Consider the following 19,015-nt stretch of genomic DNA (forward strand, 5'->3'; position numbering starts at 1 on the left):
ATAGGTCCGTCTACCACTATTGAGTCAAGGAGGTGTCATCCATGGCAAAAAAGGTAATTAAAATGGTAAAACTGCAGATTCCTGCAGGGAAAGCTAATCCAGCGCCTCCAGTAGGTCCAGCTTTGGGTCAAGCAGGTGTCAACATTATGGCATTCTGTAAAGAGTTCAATGCTCGTACTGCTGATCAAGCAGGCCTGATTATTCCGGTTGAAATTTCGGTATTTGAGGATCGTTCTTTTACGTTCATCACCAAAACTCCACCGGCTGCTGTTCTGTTGAAAGTTGCTGCTAAAATCGAAAAAGGTTCCGGTGAACCGAATAAAACGAAAGTTGCAACTGTAAATCGCGCTGCTGTTCGTCAAATTGCAGAGCAAAAAATGCCTGACCTTAACGCAGCTTCCGTAGAATCGGCAATGCGTATGGTTGAAGGTACTGCTCGCAGCATGGGTATCACCATCGTAGATTAATTTTATTAATCTACGTGTGCCGGCAGTTTGACTGTCCGGTAAGTGTGGGAGGAATATCCGCTAATACCACATAAGGAGGAAAAGATAATGGCTAAACATGGTAAGAAGTACCTGGAAGCTGCTAAGCTGATTGACAGCGAAGCAACTTATGAGCCTTTGGAAGCCGTTGAATTGGTGAAAAAGGCTGCAACTGCTAAATTCGACGAAACCGTTGAAGCTGCAGTTCGTCTGGGCGTAGATTCCCGTAAACAAGACCAGGCTGTTCGTGGTGTTGTTGTCCTGCCACATGGTACGGGTAAAACACAACGTGTTCTGGTATTTGCAAAAGGTGACAAAGTGAAAGAAGCGGAAGCGGCTGGCGCTGATTTTGTTGGCGATCAAGATATGATCAACAAAATCCAACAAGGCTGGTTCGAATTCGACGTCTGCGTTGCGACACCTGATATGATGAGTGAGGTTGGTAAACTGGGTCGTTTGCTCGGTGGTAAAGGTTTGATGCCTAACCCTAAAGCAGGCACAGTTACTTTCGATGTTGCCAAGGCTGTTCAAGAAATTAAAGCCGGTAAAATCGAATACCGTCTCGACAAAGCAGGTCAAATTCACGCACCAATCGGCAAAGCTTCTTTCAGTGCTGAACAACTGAACGAAAACCTTAAAGCCTTGATTGAAGCCTTGAACCGTGCGAAGCCAGCGGCTGCTAAAGGTGTATACCTGAAAAACATCGCTATTTCTTCGACTATGGGACCAAGTGCACGTGTGAACGCATCTGTTTACAGATAATATTTTTATTGACAGGTTCAATTGAATTTGTTATTCTGTAAAAGTTGTGAGTCATTGTGACTGACCGTTAAAGTTGAATATGCTTACCGTAGACAGTAGGTGCCTTCGGGCTTAATTTCCTACCGAGGTGTTATGATAGAACGTTTCATGTGACGGGCTTGTCCCGTCCATGTAGATTTATCAAGCCTTCGTACTCTACGGAGGCTTTTTTCATGCTCATGAAAACGACTTTGGTAGATCACCAGAATGGGTGTTTCGAACAAAGTAGATAAATTGATCAGGAGGTGTACAGTTTGGCAAATGCAAAGGTGATTCAAGCAAAACAAGAAGCTGTTGAAGTTGTAGCTGCAAAATTGCGCGAGAGCGTAACAACTGTAGTTGCAGACTATCGCGGTCTGAATGTTGCCCAAGTAACTGAGCTGCGTAAGCAGCTTCGCGAAGCCGGAATCGAATTTCAAGTGCTGAAAAACACACTGCTCCGCCGTGCAACTGCGGAAGCAGGATTGACTGAACTGGACGCAGTATTGACAGGTCCTACTGCAATCGCGTTCGGTAAAGATGATGCAGTGTCTGCAGCTAAAATCTTGAACGATTTCGCTAAGAAAAACAATGCATTGGAACTGAAAGGTGCAGTTGTAGAAGGTCGTGTGATCGGTGTTGAGGAAATCAAAGCGCTGGCAGAACTGCCATCCCGCGAAGGTCTCCTTTCCATGCTCCTCAGCGTGCTTCAAGCTCCTATGCGCAACTTCGCGCTTGCAGTTAAAGCTGTTGCAGATAAAGAAGAGCAAAGTGCATAAGTTGGGATTTAAACCTGCTGTATAGCAGTTAAGAACAAAAAAATACGAATTTAAATGGAGGTTCAACCATGAGTAAAGAGCAAATCTTGGAAGCAATTAAAGGTATGTCCGTATTGGAACTGAACGATCTCGTGAAAGCAATCGAAGAAGAATTCGGCGTAACTGCAGCAGCTCCAGTAGCTGTAGCAGGTGGCGCAGCAGGTGGCGCAGCAGAAGCTGAGCAATCCGAGTTCGACGTAATCTTGACAAGCGCTGGCGCTTCCAAAATCAACGTTATCAAAGCAGTTCGCGAAATCACAGGTCTTGGCCTGAAAGAAGCAAAAGAACTGGTTGACAACGCTCCAAAACCACTGAAAGAAAAAGTTGCAAAAGAAGAAGCTGAATCCGTTAAAGCAAAATTGGAAGAAGCAGGCGCTTCTGTAGAAGTAAAATAATTGACTGCTCTCTAGCAGCCAATGAATTAAAACAAACCCCTTGAGGTGATCTTCAAGGGGTTTGTTGCTGTAAAACGGTATTATAAACAGGTCTGAGATATTATTCTAAAGGCTATGATGTTAGTACGACCGTACAACCGAAAGAGGTGGGCGTGAATGGCTGATCATTATTACTCCAAACGGCCAGAGACGGCGCATGAACGACGAAGTTTAGAAACAGTACTACGTGGACGTTCCTATCGATTTGCCAGCGATTCAGGCGTTTTTTCAAAACAGGGAATTGATTATGGGAGTCGAGTGCTGATTGAAGCTATGCAACTTCCTACAAATGCCTCGGTATTGGATGTAGGATGTGGCTACGGACCGATTGGTTTGACGGCGGCAACGCTTGTCCCAGACGGACACATTACAATGGTTGATATTAACGAGCGAGCCGTTCAACTAGCGATAGAGAATGCGGAGCGTAATGGGATTAAAAATGTCACCATTAAGCAAAGTGATTTGTTTGCAGAAGTGCAACACGAACGTTTTGACGTGATCTTGACGAATCCTCCTATACGTGCAGGGAAGGAAACGGTGCACACCATTTTTGAACTTGCATATGAGCATTTAAACGAGGGTGGAGCTTTGTGGGTCGTCATCCAGAAAAAACAGGGTGCTCCTTCGGCGAGCGCTAAAATAGAGAGCCTTTTTGGTTATGTGGAGGAAGTTACGAAGGATAAAGGTTATCGGATTCTGAAGGCAGAAAAAACTTTTAGAAAAATGCAATAGGACCATTGACTTGAGTCCTGGTCTGTGATATCATTATAAAATGTCAGTATTAGGATGCCCTCCATGGCTTTAGTTTGTTGAAATGTCAATAGATTTATGCGTAACAGGGTATAGTATTTATACCTATTACGTATAATATAACCATTTTGGGCAAATCTACAAGTGATGAAGATCTTCCGGCAAGAGGATTCCGCAGATACGTCGCTCTTTTTTCGAATGCATTCGAGTAAGGGCTTTTCTGTATTTGTAAGATCGAATCTTCTGTATGTGTCTTATTATAAGGTCACAAACAGAGGTTCGCAATGTATTTTTAAAGTGAGTAGACATGAGGGGTGAGTTTAAGTTGGCAGGACATCTTGTTCAATATGGTCGACGCACTCGGCGCAGTTATGCACGTATTAATGAGGTACTCGAGGTTCCCAACCTGATTGAGATCCAACAAAAATCCTATGATTGGTTTTTGGAGGAAGGATTACGGGAAATGTTTCGGGATATTTCTCCAATTCAAGATTTCACAGGAAATCTGATTCTGGAGTTTATCGATTACTCTCTCGGAGAACCCAAATATACCGTTGACGACGCAAAGGAACGCGACGTTACGTATGCAGCACCGCTTCGGGTAAAAGTCCGGCTTATTAATAAAGAAACCGGGGAAGTGAAAGAGCAGGAAGTATTCATGGGAGACTTCCCGCTGATGACTGAAACGGGTACGTTTATTATTAACGGTGCGGAACGGGTTATTGTCAGCCAGTTGGTTCGCTCTCCCAGCGTCTATTTCAGCACAAAAGTCGACAAGAATGCGAAAACAACATACACCGCAACGGTAATTCCTAACCGGGGGGCTTGGCTCGAACTGGAGATGGATGCGAAGGATATTATCTATGTCCGGATTGACCGTACCCGTAAAATTCCGGTTACGGTGTTGCTGCGTGCGCTTGGCTTTGGCACTGATGCTGAGATTCTGGATTTGCTCGGCAATGACGAATATATCCGCAACACACTTGATAAAGACAACACGGATTCCACGGAGAAAGCGCTGATCGAAATTTATGAGCGTCTTCGTCCGGGTGAGCCGCCTACATTAGATAACGCAAAAAGCTTGCTTGTTGCACGCTTCTTTGATCCAAAACGTTATGATCTGGCCAACGTAGGTCGTTACAAAATCAATAAAAAGCTTCACATCAAAAACCGTCTGTTCAATCAACGGCTTGCTGAGACCCTGATTGATACGACAACTGGCGAAATCATTGCTGAAGCAGGGCAAATGGTAGACCGCCGCCTGTTGGACGAGATTTTGGCTCAACTGGAAGAGTCGGTTGGACATCGTACGTATCATGTTGCTAGTGGTGTTTTAGAAAGCAACGATATTCCGCTTCAAACGATTGATGTATTCTCGCCAATTGAAGACGGTAAAGTGGTAAAACTGATTGCCAATGGGAATATCGATAAATCGGTTAAGAACATTACGCCTGCCGATATTATTTCCTCCATCAGTTATTTTATTAACTTGCTTCACGGAATCGGAAGTACGGACGATATTGACCATTTGGGTAACCGTCGTTTGCGTTCTGTAGGTGAGTTGCTTCAAAATCAGTTCCGGATCGGTTTGTCCCGTATGGAACGCGTGGTGCGCGAAAGAATGTCGATTCAGGATGCTAATGTAATCACGCCACAGGCGCTGATTAACATACGTCCGGTCATTGCGTCGATTAAAGAGTTCTTTGGTAGCTCCCAGCTGTCTCAGTTTATGGATCAGACAAATCCGCTTGCTGAATTAACGCACAAACGTCGTCTGTCTGCACTCGGACCCGGCGGTTTGACGCGCGAACGCGCGGGCATGGAAGTACGTGACGTCCATCCAAGTCACTACGGCCGTATGTGTCCTATCGAGACACCAGAGGGACCGAACATTGGTTTGATCAACTCTTTGTCCACTTTCGCACGTATTAATGAGTATGGATTTATCGAAGCTCCTTATCGTTGGGTAGATCCGAAAACCGGAAAAGTTACAGACCAGATTGATTACCTGACTGCTGATGAGGAAGATAACTACATCGTTGCTCAGGCAAATGCGGAACTAACAGAAGAAAACACCTTTAAGGATGAAATCGTTATTGTCCGCTATAACAAGCAGTCTGATAACATTATTCCAATGGCAAGTAGCCGTGTTGATTACATGGACGTATCGCCTAAACAGGTCGTATCGGTCGCAACTGCACTGATTCCGTTCCTGGAGAACGATGACTCGAACCGCGCATTGATGGGTTCCAACATGCAGCGGCAGGCTGTCCCACTGCTGATTCCGAAAGCGCCTTTGGTAGGAACAGGGATGGAACATAAGTCTGCAAAAGATTCTGGTGTTTGCGTTGTGTCCAAGTACAACGGGGTAATTGAACGTTCTTCGGCTAACGAAATTTGGCTGCGTCGTATTGAAACGGTAGATGGTGCTGAAGTAAAAGGCGATATTGTTAAGTATAAATTACACAAATTTATGCGTTCTAACCAAGGAACATGCATCAACCAGCGTCCGATTGTGAACAGAGGTGATATTGTCAAGGTTGGCGATATTCTTGCCGATGGTCCTTCCACCGAGATGGGTGAGTTGGCACTGGGACGTAACGTTGTCGTAGCGTTCATGACTTGGGAAGGTTATAACTACGAGGATGCTATCTTGCTGAGCGAGAAATTGGTTAAAGAGGATGTATACACCTCGATCCATATCGAGGAATACGAATCTGAAGCTCGTGATACGAAGCTTGGACCAGAAGAAATTACTCGTGATATTCCGAATGTTGGTGAAGAAGCGCTTCGTAATCTAGATGAACGCGGCATCATTCGCATCGGTGCGGAAATCGCCGCAGGTGACATTCTTGTTGGTAAAGTAACACCTAAGGGTGTGACTGAGTTGACAGCTGAAGAACGTCTCTTGCATGCGATCTTCGGTGAGAAGGCGCGCGAGGTTCGTGATACTTCCTTGAGAGTCCCTCACGGAACCGACGGGATCGTTGTAGATGTTAAAGTATTTACACGTGAAAATGGCGATGAGCTGCCACCGGGTGTAAACCAGTTGGTGCGCGTATACATTGCTCAAAAACGTAAAATTTCCGAAGGCGATAAAATGGCTGGACGTCACGGTAACAAGGGTGTCGTTGCCCGTATTCTGCCTGAAGAAGATATGCCATTCTTGCCGGATGGCACTCCAGTACAAGTCGTACTGAACCCGCTGGGCGTACCTTCGCGGATGAACATCGGACAGGTGCTTGAAGTGCATCTGGGTATGGCTGCAATGCGTCTTGGTATCCATGTGGCAACTCCAGTATTCGATGGTGCCAAGGAGTATGACGTATTTGATACGATGGAAGAAGCGGGTATGCAACGCAATGGTAAAACGGTGTTGTATGATGGACGTACAGGTGATCGTTTTGAACGTGAAGTTACTGTCGGTGTCATGCACATGATCAAACTGGCGCACATGGTAGACGATAAAATCCATGCCCGTTCTACAGGTCCTTACTCTCTCGTTACGCAACAGCCATTGGGTGGTAAAGCTCAATTCGGTGGTCAGCGCTTCGGGGAGATGGAAGTATGGGCACTGGAAGCTTACGGTGCAGCGTACACGCTTCAGGAAATTTTGACTGTGAAATCCGATGATGTGGTTGGACGTGTTAAAACTTACGAATCCATCGTCAAAGGTGAAAATGTCCCTGAACCAGGTGTTCCTGAATCATTCAAGGTCTTGATCAAAGAGCTGCAAAGCTTGGGTATGGACGTGAAGATTCTGTCTGAAGACGAACAAGAGATCGAAATGAGAGAGCTTGATGATGAAGATGACACAACTGGCGATAAGCTGAGTTTGAATCTGGAAGGCTCTGAGGTTGGCGTAGAGTAGTGTGACTGCTGACTGACTCATATCAGCTTTGTTATATGCTTTGATCCATTTTTGGATGGATCAGGCTTCTTGATACCGCCCGGTGCTGCCGGGCGGTATCAAACCTAAAAACTCAGGATTTGGTTAAGGAGGGTTGCTCCTTGTTGGACGTTAACAATTTCGAATATATGAAAATCGGGCTTGCTTCCCCCGAAAAGATTCGTTCTTGGTCCCGCGGAGAAGTCAAAAAACCGGAGACGATTAACTATCGTACGCTTAAACCGGAAAAAGAAGGACTATTTTGCGAGAAAATTTTCGGACCTACGAAAGATTGGGAATGTCACTGTGGTAAGTACAAACGTGTACGCTATAAAGGTGTTGTCTGTGACCGCTGTGGAGTAGAAGTTACTCGCGCTAAGGTTCGCCGTGAGCGTATGGGCCACATTGAGTTGGCTGCTCCTGTATCGCACATTTGGTACTTCAAAGGCATTCCGAGTCGTATGGGTCTTGCTCTTGATATGTCTCCAAGATCTTTGGAAGAGATCATTTACTTCGCATCTTATGTTGTAACCGATCCAGGAGATACGCCTTTGGAGAAAAAGCAACTCCTGTCCGAGAAAGAATACCGCAGCTACCGTGAGAAATATGGCTACGGATTCCAGGCGGGAATGGGTGCTGAAGCGGTTAAAAAGCTTCTTCAAGATTTAGATATAGACAAAGAATTGGAATTCTTGAAAGAAGAGCTACGTACGGCTCAAGGGCAACGTCGAAACCGTGCGATCAAACGCCTTGAAGTTATTGAGGCATTCCGTAACTCTGGTAACCAACCGGATTGGATGATCATGGACGTACTGCCTGTTATTCCTCCTGAGCTTCGTCCAATGGTACAGCTGGATGGTGGACGTTTTGCTACTTCTGACCTTAATGATCTGTATCGTCGTGTTATTAACCGTAATAACCGTCTGAAACGCTTGTTAGATCTGGGTGCGCCAGATATTATCGTGCAAAATGAAAAACGGATGCTGCAGGAAGCTGTTGACGCTCTGATTGATAATGGTCGTCGTGGTCGTCCTGTTACAGGTCCGGGTAATCGTCCTTTGAAATCCCTCAGCCACATGCTGAAAGGTAAACAAGGACGTTTCCGTCAAAACTTGCTCGGGAAACGTGTTGACTATTCCGGTCGTTCCGTTATCGTAGTAGGCCCGTACTTGAAGATGTACCAATGCGGTCTGCCGAAAGAAATGGCGCTGGAGCTGTTCAAGCCTTTTGTTATGAAAGAGCTTGTTAACAAAGGTTTGGCACACAACATTAAGAGCGCGAAGCGGAAAGTAGAGCGTGTGAGTGCTGAAGTGTGGGATGTACTCGAAGAAGTAATCAAGGAGCATCCGGTTCTTCTAAACCGTGCCCCTACGCTGCATAGACTAGGTATTCAAGCGTTTGAACCGATCTTGGTTGAAGGTCGTGCGATTCGTTTGCATCCGCTCGTATGTACGGCATATAATGCCGACTTTGACGGTGACCAAATGGCGGTTCACGTTCCGCTGTCTGCAGAGGCTCAAGCGGAAGCTCGTTTGCTCATGCTGGCATCCGGCAACATTTTGAATCCAAAAGACGGCAAGCCTGTTGTTACTCCTTCCCAGGATATGGTCCTCGGCTCATTCTATTTGACTATGGACAACAAGGAAGAAGAAGGAAGCAACATGATCCTTCGCAACCCGAATGAGGCTATCTCGGCTTACCAACGCGGAACAGCGGGTCTACATGCTCGTGTAGCTATTCCGGTTAAAGCTTTGAATAAAACGAGCTTTACAGAGAAGCAGCAGGATGCGATGTTGATTACAACCGTGGGTAAAATTATTTTTAATGAGATTTTCCCAGCAAGCTTCCCGTATATCAATGACGCTACTCGTGCCAACCTGCTCTATGGTACTGCTGAAGAGTTCTTTGTTTACGAGAAAGGTGTAAATCTTACTGAAGCCATCCAGAACGCTCCGCAAGCTGGTGGAGTGGGCAAGGATTACCTTGGTAATATCATCGCCCGTTGCTTTGAGATTTACCATACGACAGAAACCGCCGTGATTTTGGATAAGATCAAACAGCTTGGCTTTACGTATTCTACTCGTGCAGGTGTGACGGTTGCTGTGGCAGACGTAGTTGTACCTCAAGAGAAACAGGATATTCTTAAGGCATCTGATGATAAAGCACAAGTCGTGACCAATCAGTACCGTCGTGGTCTGATTACGAACGAGGAACGCTATGACCGGATTATTGATATTTGGTCTAAGGCTAAAGACGATATCACAGACATTTTGATGAAATCCATGGATCGCTACAACTCTATCATGATGATGGTTGACTCTAAAGCGCGTGGTAACAAATCACAGATTACCCAGCTTGGCGGTATGCGTGGACTGATGGCGAATCCATCTGGTCGTATTATCGAGCTCCCAATCAAATCGAACTTCCGTGAAGGTCTGACAGTACTCGAGTACTTTATCTCCACTCACGGAGCGCGTAAAGGTTTGGCGGATACAGCCTTACGTACGGCTGACTCTGGTTACCTAACTCGTCGTCTCGTTGATGTGGCGCAGGATGTTATCGTGCGCGAAGATGACTGCGGAACGGATAAAGGCTTTACAGTAAGTCGCATCCAGGATGGTAAAGAAGTCATTGAGGACCTATACGATCGTCTGGAAGGTCGCTATTGCTTCGAAACCGTACGTCATCCTGAAACGGGTGAAATCTTGGCTAGACGCAACGAACTGATTGACTCCAACAAAGCTGAAGCGATCGTTAAAGCTGGTGTGGATAAAGTTCAAATTCGTTCCGTACTAAGCTGCCGTGCTAAACATGGCGTCTGCAAAAAATGTTACGGCCGTAATCTGGCTACTGGCAAGCACGTTGAGATTGGTGAAGCGGTTGGTATTATCGCGGCTCAATCCATTGGTGAACCAGGGACACAGCTCACCATGCGTACGTTCCACACAGGTGGTGTAGCGGGCGACGATATCACCCAAGGTTTGCCTCGTATCCAGGAGCTTTTTGAAGCGCGTAATCCTAAAGGTCAGGCAACCATCAGTGAAATTGACGGTGTAGTTAAAGAGGTTCGTGAAGGGAAAGACCGTCGCGAAATCGACATTCAGGGTGAAGCTGAAACAAAAACCTATTCGGTCACTTATGGTTCACGTCTGCGCGTAAGCGAAGGCATGACTGTGGAAGCCGGGGACGAACTGACGGATGGTTCGATTGACCCTAAAGAAATGCTGCGTATTAAAGGTATTCGCGGGGTGCAGAACTATATCCTTCAGGAAGTTCAACGTGTATACCGGAACCAGGGTGTAGAAATCAACGACAAGCACGTAGAAGTTATGATTCGTCAAATGTTGCGTAAAATTCGTATCATTGATGCGGGCGACACGACACTCCTTCCAGGTTCATTTGTTGATGTGCATGAGTATGAAAATGCAAACAAGATAGCAATTCTCAGCGGCCAAGAACCAGCGGTAGCCAAACCAGTTCTTCTTGGTATCACCAAGGCGTCTTTGGAAACTGACTCCTTCTTGTCAGCAGCTTCCTTCCAGGAAACTACTCGTGTCCTGACAGATGCAGCTATCAAAGGAAAAGTCGATCAGTTGCTTGGATTGAAGGAGAATGTAATTATCGGTAAATTGATCCCTGCGGGAACAGGTATGAACCGTTACCGTAGCGTGAAATTTGCCCAGCCTGAAGAGGGGCAATCCTCATCTGAGGAGCTCGAACCCATTTCAGCTGAGTAGTAATATAAAAATAGTATGATAAGCCCGGAACACCGTAGATATAAGCTTTGGTAAAGGTTGTAGCAACGGTGCTCCGGTGCTTCTTATAAAAATGTAACGTATTACTTTGTTTAAATAGATTATAGTTGATAATTGTCTTGACATTGTTCATAGTCAATGCTAATATAGCAAAGGTGCGTGAGCAGCCTATATGCTATTGGGTCTTTTCGGAGGAATGAGATATGTCTAAAGAACAGGGACTGCAAGATGCTCATGTCAAAATCGGTACCAAACAAACCATTCGTATGGTAGAATTGGGCTTCGCCTCGGAAGTATATGTGGCAGAAGATGCAGATCAGCGTTTCACTTCCAACATCATTGATTTATGCAATAAGCACGGGGTCAAAGTGACTCTCGTAGATACAATGAAAAATCTCGGAGCTGCATGCGGGATTGAAGTGGGAGCCGCGATGGCTGCTATCGTAAAACAATAGGGTAAGGAACGTTTTTGTCTAGGGAATCGTTATTCTTGGCGGCAAAGACTTTTCATTTGTTCTTTTATGAACCGCCTGGGTCTGTGGGCTTAGATAAGGTTTATAAAGTAACAGCAAAAATTGAGGAAGGGGGTGGCAACCAACATGCCAACTATTAACCAACTGGTTCGTAAAGGACGTCAAGCCAAAATCGAGAAATCGAAATCACCGGCTTTGCAAAAAGGTTTTAATGCCTTGAAACGTGAAGCTACCGACATCAGTGCCCCGCAAAAACGCGGAGTGTGCACTCGTGTAGGTACTATGACTCCGAAAAAACCGAACTCCGCACTTCGTAAATATGCCCGTGTTCGCTTGACGAACCGTGTAGAGGTGACTGCTTACATTCCAGGTATTGGACATAACCTTCAAGAACACAGCGTAGTGCTGATTCGCGGTGGTCGTGTAAAAGACCTTCCGGGTGTACGTTACCACATCGTTCGCGGTGCTTTGGATACTGCAGGCGTAAACAACCGCATGCAAGCTCGTTCCAAATACGGCGCAAAACGCCCTAAAGCTAAAAAATCCTAATGAATATAAACCGCATATGCAGGTTTAACATGTAAGAAAGGGGGATATCCATGCCACGCAAAGGTCCAGTTACCAAAAGAGACGTGTTGCCAGATCCGGTATACAACAGTAAGTTGGTTACTCGCTTGATCAACCGCATCATGCTCGACGGAAAACGAGGCGTTGCTCAAAGCATTCTGTATAATGCGTTCAAGCTTATCCAAGAACGTACGGGTAATGACCCGATGGAAGTATTTGAAGCAGCTATCAAGAATATCATGCCAGTCCTGGAAGTTAAAGCACGCCGTGTCGGCGGTGCCAACTACCAAGTACCAATCGAGGTAAAACCAGAAAGACGTACGTCCCTGGGATTACGTTGGCTCGTAAACTACTCCCGCAACCGCGGCGAGAAAACTATGGAAGAGCGTTTGGCGGCTGAGATTATCGATGCTTCCAACAACACAGGCGCTTCCGTGAAGAAACGTGAAGACACGCACAAAATGGCTGAAGCGAACAAAGCGTTTGCTCACTATCGTTGGTAGGATTCAGCTCAAAAAAAATAACTTCAATTTTGAAGGGAGACCCATTTCATGGCAAGAGAGTTCTCCTTGAAAAATACACGTAATATCGGGATCATGGCTCATATTGACGCGGGTAAAACCACAACAACAGAGCGGATCTTGTTCTACACAGGCCGTACGCACAAAATCGGTGAAGTTCACGAAGGTGCTGCGACAATGGACTGGATGGAACAAGAACAAGAGCGCGGAATCACGATTACTTCCGCTGCGACGACCGCTGCCTGGAAAGGTCACCGCGTCAATATCATCGACACCCCGGGGCACGTTGACTTCACTGTTGAAGTTGAACGTTCCCTTCGTGTATTGGACGGAGCAGTTGGTGTTTTCAGTGCGAAAGAAGGCGTTGAGCCTCAGTCTGAAACTGTATGGAGACAGGCTGATCGCTATGGCGTTCCACGGATCGCATATGTAAACAAAATGGACATTATTGGTGCTGACTTCTTGAACGTTGTAGCAGATATGCGTGATCGCCTTCAAGCGAACGCAGTTGCGATTCAACTTCCAATCGGTGCGGAAAATGACTTTTTAGGTATCATCGATATCGTTGGACAAAAGGCTTATATGTACAAAGATGACCTTGGTCAAAATATCGAAGAAGCCGAAATTCCTGCGGAATACAAAGACAAAGTCGAAGAGCTCCGCAACGAATTGATTGAGAAGGTTGCTGAACTGGATGAAGATTTGACTATGAAATACCTTGAAGGCGAAGAGATCACGGTTGAGGAAATTAAAGCCGCTCTCCGCAGAGGTGTTGTAGAAGTTAAGATCTTCCCAGTTATCTGTGGATCTTCTTACCGTAACAAAGGTGTTCAGTTGATGCTGGACGCTGTTGTTGATTACCTGCCAGCTCCTATTGATGTACCAAGTATTCAAGGTCATCTGGAAGATGGAACGGAAGTTGAACGTCATTCTTCTGATGAAGAGCCTTTCTCCGCATTGGCCTTCAAAATTATGACGGACCCTTACGTTGGTAAATTGACATTCTTCCGCGTATATTCTGGTGTTCTTCAATCCGGTTCTTACGTATTGAATGCAACAAAAGGCAAACGTGAACGTATCGGACGTATTCTTCAAATGCACGCGAATAGCCGTCAAGAAATCACTGAAGTTTACTCCGGTGACATTGCGGCAGCCGTAGGTTTGAAAGATACAGGTACAGGTGATACACTGTGTGATGAGAAGAATCCTGTTATTCTCGAATCCATGAACTTCCCTGATCCGGTTATCGAAATCGCGGTTGAGCCTAAAACCAAAGCTGACCAAGACAAGATGGCAGTTGCACTCGGTAAGTTGACCGAAGAAGATCCAACTCTTCGTGCTTCTACTAACGAAGAAACTGGCCAAACTATCTTGGCAGGTATGGGTGAGCTTCACTTGGACATTATCATTGACCGTATGCGTCGTGAGTTCAAAGTGGAAACCAATGTTGGTAAACCACAGGTAGCATACCGTGAAACATTCCGTGCTCCAGCACGTGTTGAAGGTAAGTTTGTTCGTCAATCCGGTGGTCGTGGTCAATATGGTCACGTATGGGTTGAGTTCGAACCACTCGAAGCAGGTACTGGTAGCCAGTTTGAAAGCAAGGTTGTCGGTGGCTCTGTTCCAAGAGAATACATCGGACCTGCACTTGCTGGTATTGAAGAGCAAATGAAAAACGGTGTCCTTGCAGGCTTCCCGCTTGTGGACGTTAAAGCTACAATTGTGGATGGATCATACCATGATGTCGATTCCAATGAAATGGCATTTAAAATTGCCGGTTCAATGGCGCTGAAAGCAGCGAAAGACAAATGTAAACCTGTATTGCTTGAGCCGATTATGAAAGTTGAAGTAACGGTTCCAGAGGAATACATGGGTGACGTAATGGGTATGCTGAACTCCCGTCGTGGTCGGATTGAAGGTATGGATTCCCGTGGTGGTGCCCAAATTATTCGTGCAATGGTTCCATTGTCCGAAATGTTTGGATATTCCACTACACTTCGCTCCGGTACACAAGGACGCGGTGTGTTCTCCATGGAGCTTCATCACTATGAAGAAGTTCCGAAGAGCATTGCTGAAGAGATCGTTGCCAAAACCAAAGGCGGCGAGTAATACAGTGTATTAGCTGATCGGATACTCTAGGTTTTTCCAAGAGGTTTCCGACAGCCTAAAAATAAAACATGTTATTGAGGAGGAATTGTTCAAATGGCAAAGGCTAAGTTTGAACGTAACAAACCGCACGTTAATATCGGTACAATTGGTCACGTCGATCATGGTAAAACAACTTTGACTGCTGCAATCACAACTGTACTTTCCAAAACTTACGGTGGTGCTGCTGTAGCATTCGATCAAATCGATAAAGCTCCAGAAGAGCGCGAACGCGGTATCACAATCTCCACTGCACACGTGGAATACGAAACACCTAACCGTCACTATGCACACGTTGACTGCCCAGGTCACGCCGACTATGTTAAAAACATGATCACTGGGGCTGCACAAATGGACGGAGCGATTCTGGTTGTATCCGCAGCTGACGGTCCTATGCCGCAAACTCGCGAACACATCCTCTTGTCCCGTCAAGTAGGTGTTCCATACATCGTTGTATTCCTGAACAAATGCGACATGGTTGAAGACGAAGAGTTGCTGGAATTGGTTGAAATGGAAGTTCGCGACTTGCTGAGCGAGTATGACTTCCCAGGCGACGACACTCCAATCACTCGTGGTTCCGCTCGTGAAGCACTGCAAAACCCAGATGGCGACTGGGCTAAGAAAATCGTTGAAATGTTCGAAACAATCGACACTTACATCCCAACTCCAGAACGCGACACTGACAAGCCTTTCCTTATGCCTGTCGAGGACGTATTCTCCATCACTGGTCGTGGTACAGTTGCTACAGGCCGTGTAGAGCGTGGTACTGTTAAAGTGGGCGACGAAATCGAAATCATCGGTATTCAAGAAGAATCCCGTAAATCCGTAGTAACAGGCGTAGAAATGTTCCGTAAATTGCTTGACTCCGCTCAAGCTGGTGACAACATCGGCGCACTGCTTCGCGGTGTAGATCGTGCACAAATCGAGCGTGGCCAAGTATTGGCTAAACCAGGTTCTGTTAACCCACATACAGAATTCTCTGCTCAAATCTACGTTTTGACTAAAGAAGAAGGCGGACGTCACAAACCTTTCTTCACTGGTTACCGTCCACAGTTCTACTTCCGTACAACTGACGTAACTGGTATCATTACTCTGCCAGAAGGTTCCGAAATGGTAATGCCTGGTGATAACATTACGGTTACTGTTCAACTGATCAGCCCAATCGCGATTGAAGAAGGAACTAAGTTCTCCATTCGTGAAGGTGGACGTACAGTTGGTGCAGGCGCTGTAGCAACAATCTCCAAATAATAAGGCTACGAGCCTTGAATATAGCAACATTGTACTGGAACGAGTAACATCGTATTGGAATGAAGTAAAACGAGCCCCTGCCATGGTGCGGGGGCTTTTCTCTTGAGGAAAATTGCAAGCTACGAGCACAATTGTTATCTTTGAAAATAAGATGCATTGTTTTTTTACGTTTTTGCTTGCAATAGGCAGAAGTATTCGATATAATAACTAATGTTGTTTGTGACTGTGCGATGATGTGAGAGGTTACTGACACACCCGGCCCCTTTGCCATGGGAGGGCTGTCGGAAAATTTTCACGGAGTATGTCCGATACCAAATTGGGCGATAGAAGGAGGGACTAAAATGGCAAAGCAAAAAATTCGTATTCGTTTGAAAGCTTACGATCACAGAATTCTTGATCAATCCGCTGAGAAAATTGTTGAAACAGCTAAACGTTCGGGTGCAGGTGTTTCCGGACCAATTCCGCTGCCAACTGAAAAACAAATCATTACTATTCTCCGTGCGGTACACAAGTACAAGGATTCTCGGGAACAATTCGAAATGCGCACACACAAGCGTTTGATCGACATTGTTAATCCGACTCCACAAACTGTGGATGCCTTGATGCGCTTGGACCTGCCGTCCGGTGTAGATATCGAAATTAAATTGTAATATGTAATCAGGAAAAGAAAAGAGGTGTCAACATGAAAGGTATCTTAGGAAAAAAACTCGGAATGACTCAAGTGTTTACCCCTGAAGGTAACGTACTTGCTGTTACGGTTATCGAAGCTGGTCCTTGTGTTGTTCTGCAAAAGAAAGATCTGGAAAACGATGGATACGAAGCTATCCAACTCGGATTCTCTGATAAAAAAGAAAAAAGATCCAACAAACCTGAAGCAGGGCATGCCAAAAAAGCAAATACTGCACCTAAGCGCTACGTTCGTGAACTTCGTGGCATCGACCTTGCTGCGTACGAGGTTGGCCAAGAACTGAAGGCTGATGTCTTCACAGAAGGCGAATTCGTTGACGTAACAGGTATTTCTAAAGGTAAAGGTTTTGCCGGCGTTATCAAACGTTGGGGACAAAGCCGCGGACCAATGGCACACGGCTCGCGTTACCACAGAGGTCCAGGTTCTATGGGTTCCATTCAAGCTAACCGCGTTCCTAAAGGTAAACACTTGCCAGGACACATGGGGCATGAAACGGTAACGATTCAACGCCTTGAAGTTGTTAAGATCGATACAGAACGTAATGTATTGCTCGTGAAAGGTTCCATTCCAGGACCTAAAAACAGCTTCGTTAAAGTATTAGAAACGGTGAAAAAATAATCAACTGAGGAAAGGAGGAACACAAAATGCCAAAAGTAGCACTATTTAATATTAGCGGCAGCCAAGTTGGCGAAATTGAATTGAACGATGCAGTGTTCGGTATCGAACCGAATAAACACGTTCTTCATGACGCTGTTGTTATGCAATTGGCTTCCCTGCGTCAAGGTACTCACAAAGTAAAAGGACGTTCTGAAGTACGTGGCGGCGGACGTAAACCTTGGAAACAAAAAGGTACTGGTCGCGCTCGTCAAGGTTCAATTCGTGCACCACAATGGGTTGGTGGCGGTACTGTATTCGGTCCGACTCCACGCAGCTATGCTTACAAATTGCCTAAAAAAGTTCGTCGTCTGGCGATCAAATCGGCACTGTCATCCAAAGTGATTGAGAATGAAATCATCGTATTGGACGCTCTTACACTGAACGGACCTAAAACGAAAGAATTCGCAGCCATTTTGAATAACCTTAAAGCTGATCGTAAAGCATTGATTGTAGCTCCTAGCTATGATGACAATGTAGCACTGTCCGCTCGTAATATTCCTGGTGTGAAGTTTGTAGCCGCAGACGGCATTAATGTTCTTGATGTGCTCGGACACGACAAACTGATCATTACGAAGGAAGCAGTTCAGAAGGTAGAGGAGGTGCTCGCGTAATGAAGGATCCTCGTGATATTATCAAACGTCCGATTATCACCGAACGTACGGCTGGTATGATGAATGACTTGAAATATGTTTTCGAAGTTGATATTCGTTCCAATAAAGTCGAAGTTAAAAAAGCAATCGAAGCAATTTTTAACGTGAAAGTAAGTAACGTTAATACACTTCGTGTGCCTGCGAAACCAAAACGCTACGGTCGTCATTCCGGCTATACGAGCGAGTGGAAAAAAGCGTTCGTAACGCTGAGCAAAGACAGTAAGCCGCTTGAGTTTTTTGAAACAGTATAATTGAATCTGTAAAGTAAGGAGGGAAACTCAGTGCCAATTAAAAAGTATAAACCGACGTCCCCGGCCAGACGTGCAATGTCTGTATCTACTTTCGAGGAGATCACAACAAATCAGCCCGAGAAATCGTTGCTGGCACCTCTGAGCAAGCAAGCTGGACGTAATAACCAAGGTAAAATTACAGTTCGTCATCATGGCGGCGGACACAAACGTAAATACCGTATTATTGACTTCAAACGTAACAAAGATGGAATACCGGGCCGCGTTGCTACGATCGAATATGATCCAAACCGTACGTCCAACATCGCACTTATCCACTATGTGGATGGTGAAAAACGTTACATCATCGCTCCTAAAGGTCTGAAAGTAGGAGATGTAGTGGTATCCGGTCCGGACTCCGATATTAAAATCGGTAACTCCTTGCCATTGGAAAACATTCCAGTAGGTACGGTTATCCACAATATCGAATTGAAACCGGGTAAAGGTGGCCAACTTGTTCGTGCTGCTGGTACGGAAGCCCAACTTCTTGGTAAAGAAGAGAAGTATGTTACAATTCGTTTGACTTCTGGTGAAGTGCGTCGCATTCTGAAAGTTTGCCGTGCTACAATCGGATCTGTAGGTAACGAAGACCACGAACTTGTTAAGATCGGTAAAGCTGGTCGTAGTCGTTGGTTGGGACAACGCCCTGAAGTTCGCGGTGTTGTTATGAACCCTAACGATCACCCACACGGTGGTGGTGAAGGTCGCGCTCCAATCGGACGTAAATCTCCAATGTCTCCATGGGGTAAACCAACCCTTGGTTACAAGACACGTAAAAAAGGCAAAGCATCTGATAAGTACATCGTTCGTCGTCGTACTAAGTAATAAAACGTGCGCTTAAGTCGCACGTTAACATATTAAAGAACGA

General features: G+C 45.6%; 17 protein-coding genes and 1 other annotated feature. All 17 genes read left to right on the top strand.

Annotated elements, in window-relative coordinates; genetic code table 11:
- The first annotated feature begins 41 nt into the window (after positions 1-41).
- The 17 genes from rplK (at position 42) to rplB (ending at position 18,972) form a co-directional block, all read left to right on the top strand.
- Positions 42-467 (top strand): 50S ribosomal protein L11, encoded by a 426-nt coding sequence (gene rplK / locus ACXHJ2_RS00960; protein ID WP_007432595.1) that lies wholly within the window; start codon positions 42-44, stop codon positions 465-467.
- 87 nt (positions 468-554) lie between these two features.
- Positions 555-1,247 (top strand): 50S ribosomal protein L1, encoded by a 693-nt coding sequence (rplA, locus tag ACXHJ2_RS00965; protein WP_007432594.1) that lies wholly within the window; start codon positions 555-557, stop codon positions 1,245-1,247.
- 68 nt (positions 1,248-1,315) lie between these two features.
- Positions 1,316-1,467 (top strand) — a sequence feature (ribosomal protein L10 leader region).
- Between the two features lie 73 nt (positions 1,468-1,540).
- The gene (rplJ, locus tag ACXHJ2_RS00970) at positions 1,541-2,044 is read left to right on the top strand and encodes a 50S ribosomal protein L10 (protein ID WP_040102790.1); all 504 of its coding nucleotides are present in this window, start codon (positions 1,541-1,543) and stop codon (positions 2,042-2,044) included.
- Between the two features lie 68 nt (positions 2,045-2,112).
- Positions 2,113-2,478, top strand: a complete 366-nt coding sequence (gene rplL, locus ACXHJ2_RS00975; protein ID WP_013373275.1) for a 50S ribosomal protein L7/L12 — start codon at positions 2,113-2,115, stop codon at positions 2,476-2,478.
- A 156-nt stretch (positions 2,479-2,634) separates the two neighbouring features.
- Positions 2,635-3,249: a class I SAM-dependent methyltransferase gene (locus ACXHJ2_RS00980; RefSeq protein WP_064962323.1), complete on the top strand. Its 615-nt coding sequence runs from the start codon at positions 2,635-2,637 to the stop codon at positions 3,247-3,249.
- Between the two features lie 343 nt (positions 3,250-3,592).
- The gene (rpoB, locus tag ACXHJ2_RS00985) at positions 3,593-7,138 is read left to right on the top strand and encodes a DNA-directed RNA polymerase subunit beta (RefSeq protein WP_063211168.1); all 3,546 of its coding nucleotides are present in this window, start codon (positions 3,593-3,595) and stop codon (positions 7,136-7,138) included.
- A gap of 140 nt (positions 7,139-7,278) precedes the next feature.
- A complete protein-coding gene (gene rpoC / locus ACXHJ2_RS00990; protein WP_013373272.1) occupies positions 7,279-10,893 on the top strand; it encodes a DNA-directed RNA polymerase subunit beta' in 3,615 nt (1,204 codons plus the stop codon).
- Positions 10,894-11,114: 221 nt separating this feature from the next.
- Positions 11,115-11,366 (top strand): ribosomal L7Ae/L30e/S12e/Gadd45 family protein, encoded by a 252-nt coding sequence (locus tag ACXHJ2_RS00995; protein WP_013373271.1) that lies wholly within the window; start codon positions 11,115-11,117, stop codon positions 11,364-11,366.
- A gap of 144 nt (positions 11,367-11,510) precedes the next feature.
- Positions 11,511-11,933 (top strand): 30S ribosomal protein S12, encoded by a 423-nt coding sequence (gene rpsL, locus ACXHJ2_RS01000; RefSeq protein ID WP_007432587.1) that lies wholly within the window; start codon positions 11,511-11,513, stop codon positions 11,931-11,933.
- 50 nt (positions 11,934-11,983) lie between these two features.
- Positions 11,984-12,454, top strand: a complete 471-nt coding sequence (gene rpsG, locus ACXHJ2_RS01005) for a 30S ribosomal protein S7 (protein ID WP_007432586.1) — start codon at positions 11,984-11,986, stop codon at positions 12,452-12,454.
- 48 nt (positions 12,455-12,502) lie between these two features.
- Positions 12,503-14,581: an elongation factor G gene (fusA, locus tag ACXHJ2_RS01010; RefSeq protein ID WP_165084286.1), complete on the top strand. Its 2,079-nt coding sequence runs from the start codon at positions 12,503-12,505 to the stop codon at positions 14,579-14,581.
- A 93-nt stretch (positions 14,582-14,674) separates the two neighbouring features.
- Positions 14,675-15,865, top strand: a complete 1,191-nt coding sequence (gene tuf, locus ACXHJ2_RS01015) for an elongation factor Tu (protein WP_013373267.1) — start codon at positions 14,675-14,677, stop codon at positions 15,863-15,865.
- Between the two features lie 341 nt (positions 15,866-16,206).
- Positions 16,207-16,515: a 30S ribosomal protein S10 gene (gene rpsJ, locus ACXHJ2_RS01020; protein WP_005544556.1), complete on the top strand. Its 309-nt coding sequence runs from the start codon at positions 16,207-16,209 to the stop codon at positions 16,513-16,515.
- Positions 16,516-16,547: 32 nt separating this feature from the next.
- Positions 16,548-17,171, top strand: coding sequence for a 50S ribosomal protein L3 (gene rplC / locus ACXHJ2_RS01025; protein ID WP_013312161.1), 624 nt, complete (start codon positions 16,548-16,550; stop codon positions 17,169-17,171).
- A gap of 26 nt (positions 17,172-17,197) precedes the next feature.
- A complete protein-coding gene (gene rplD, locus ACXHJ2_RS01030) occupies positions 17,198-17,821 on the top strand; it encodes a 50S ribosomal protein L4 (RefSeq protein WP_013312160.1) in 624 nt (207 codons plus the stop codon).
- Complete coding sequence (gene rplW / locus ACXHJ2_RS01035) at positions 17,821-18,111, top strand: 50S ribosomal protein L23 (protein WP_013373266.1); 291 nt, start codon at positions 17,821-17,823, stop codon at positions 18,109-18,111. Before rplD ends, rplW begins: the two co-directional genes overlap by 1 nt.
- Before the next feature lie 30 nt (positions 18,112-18,141).
- Positions 18,142-18,972, top strand: a complete 831-nt coding sequence (gene rplB, locus ACXHJ2_RS01040) for a 50S ribosomal protein L2 (RefSeq protein ID WP_016818651.1) — start codon at positions 18,142-18,144, stop codon at positions 18,970-18,972.
- Positions 18,973-19,015: the final 43 nt, after the last annotated feature.

The sequence above is a fragment of the Paenibacillus sp. ALE3 genome (assembly GCF_054113405.1).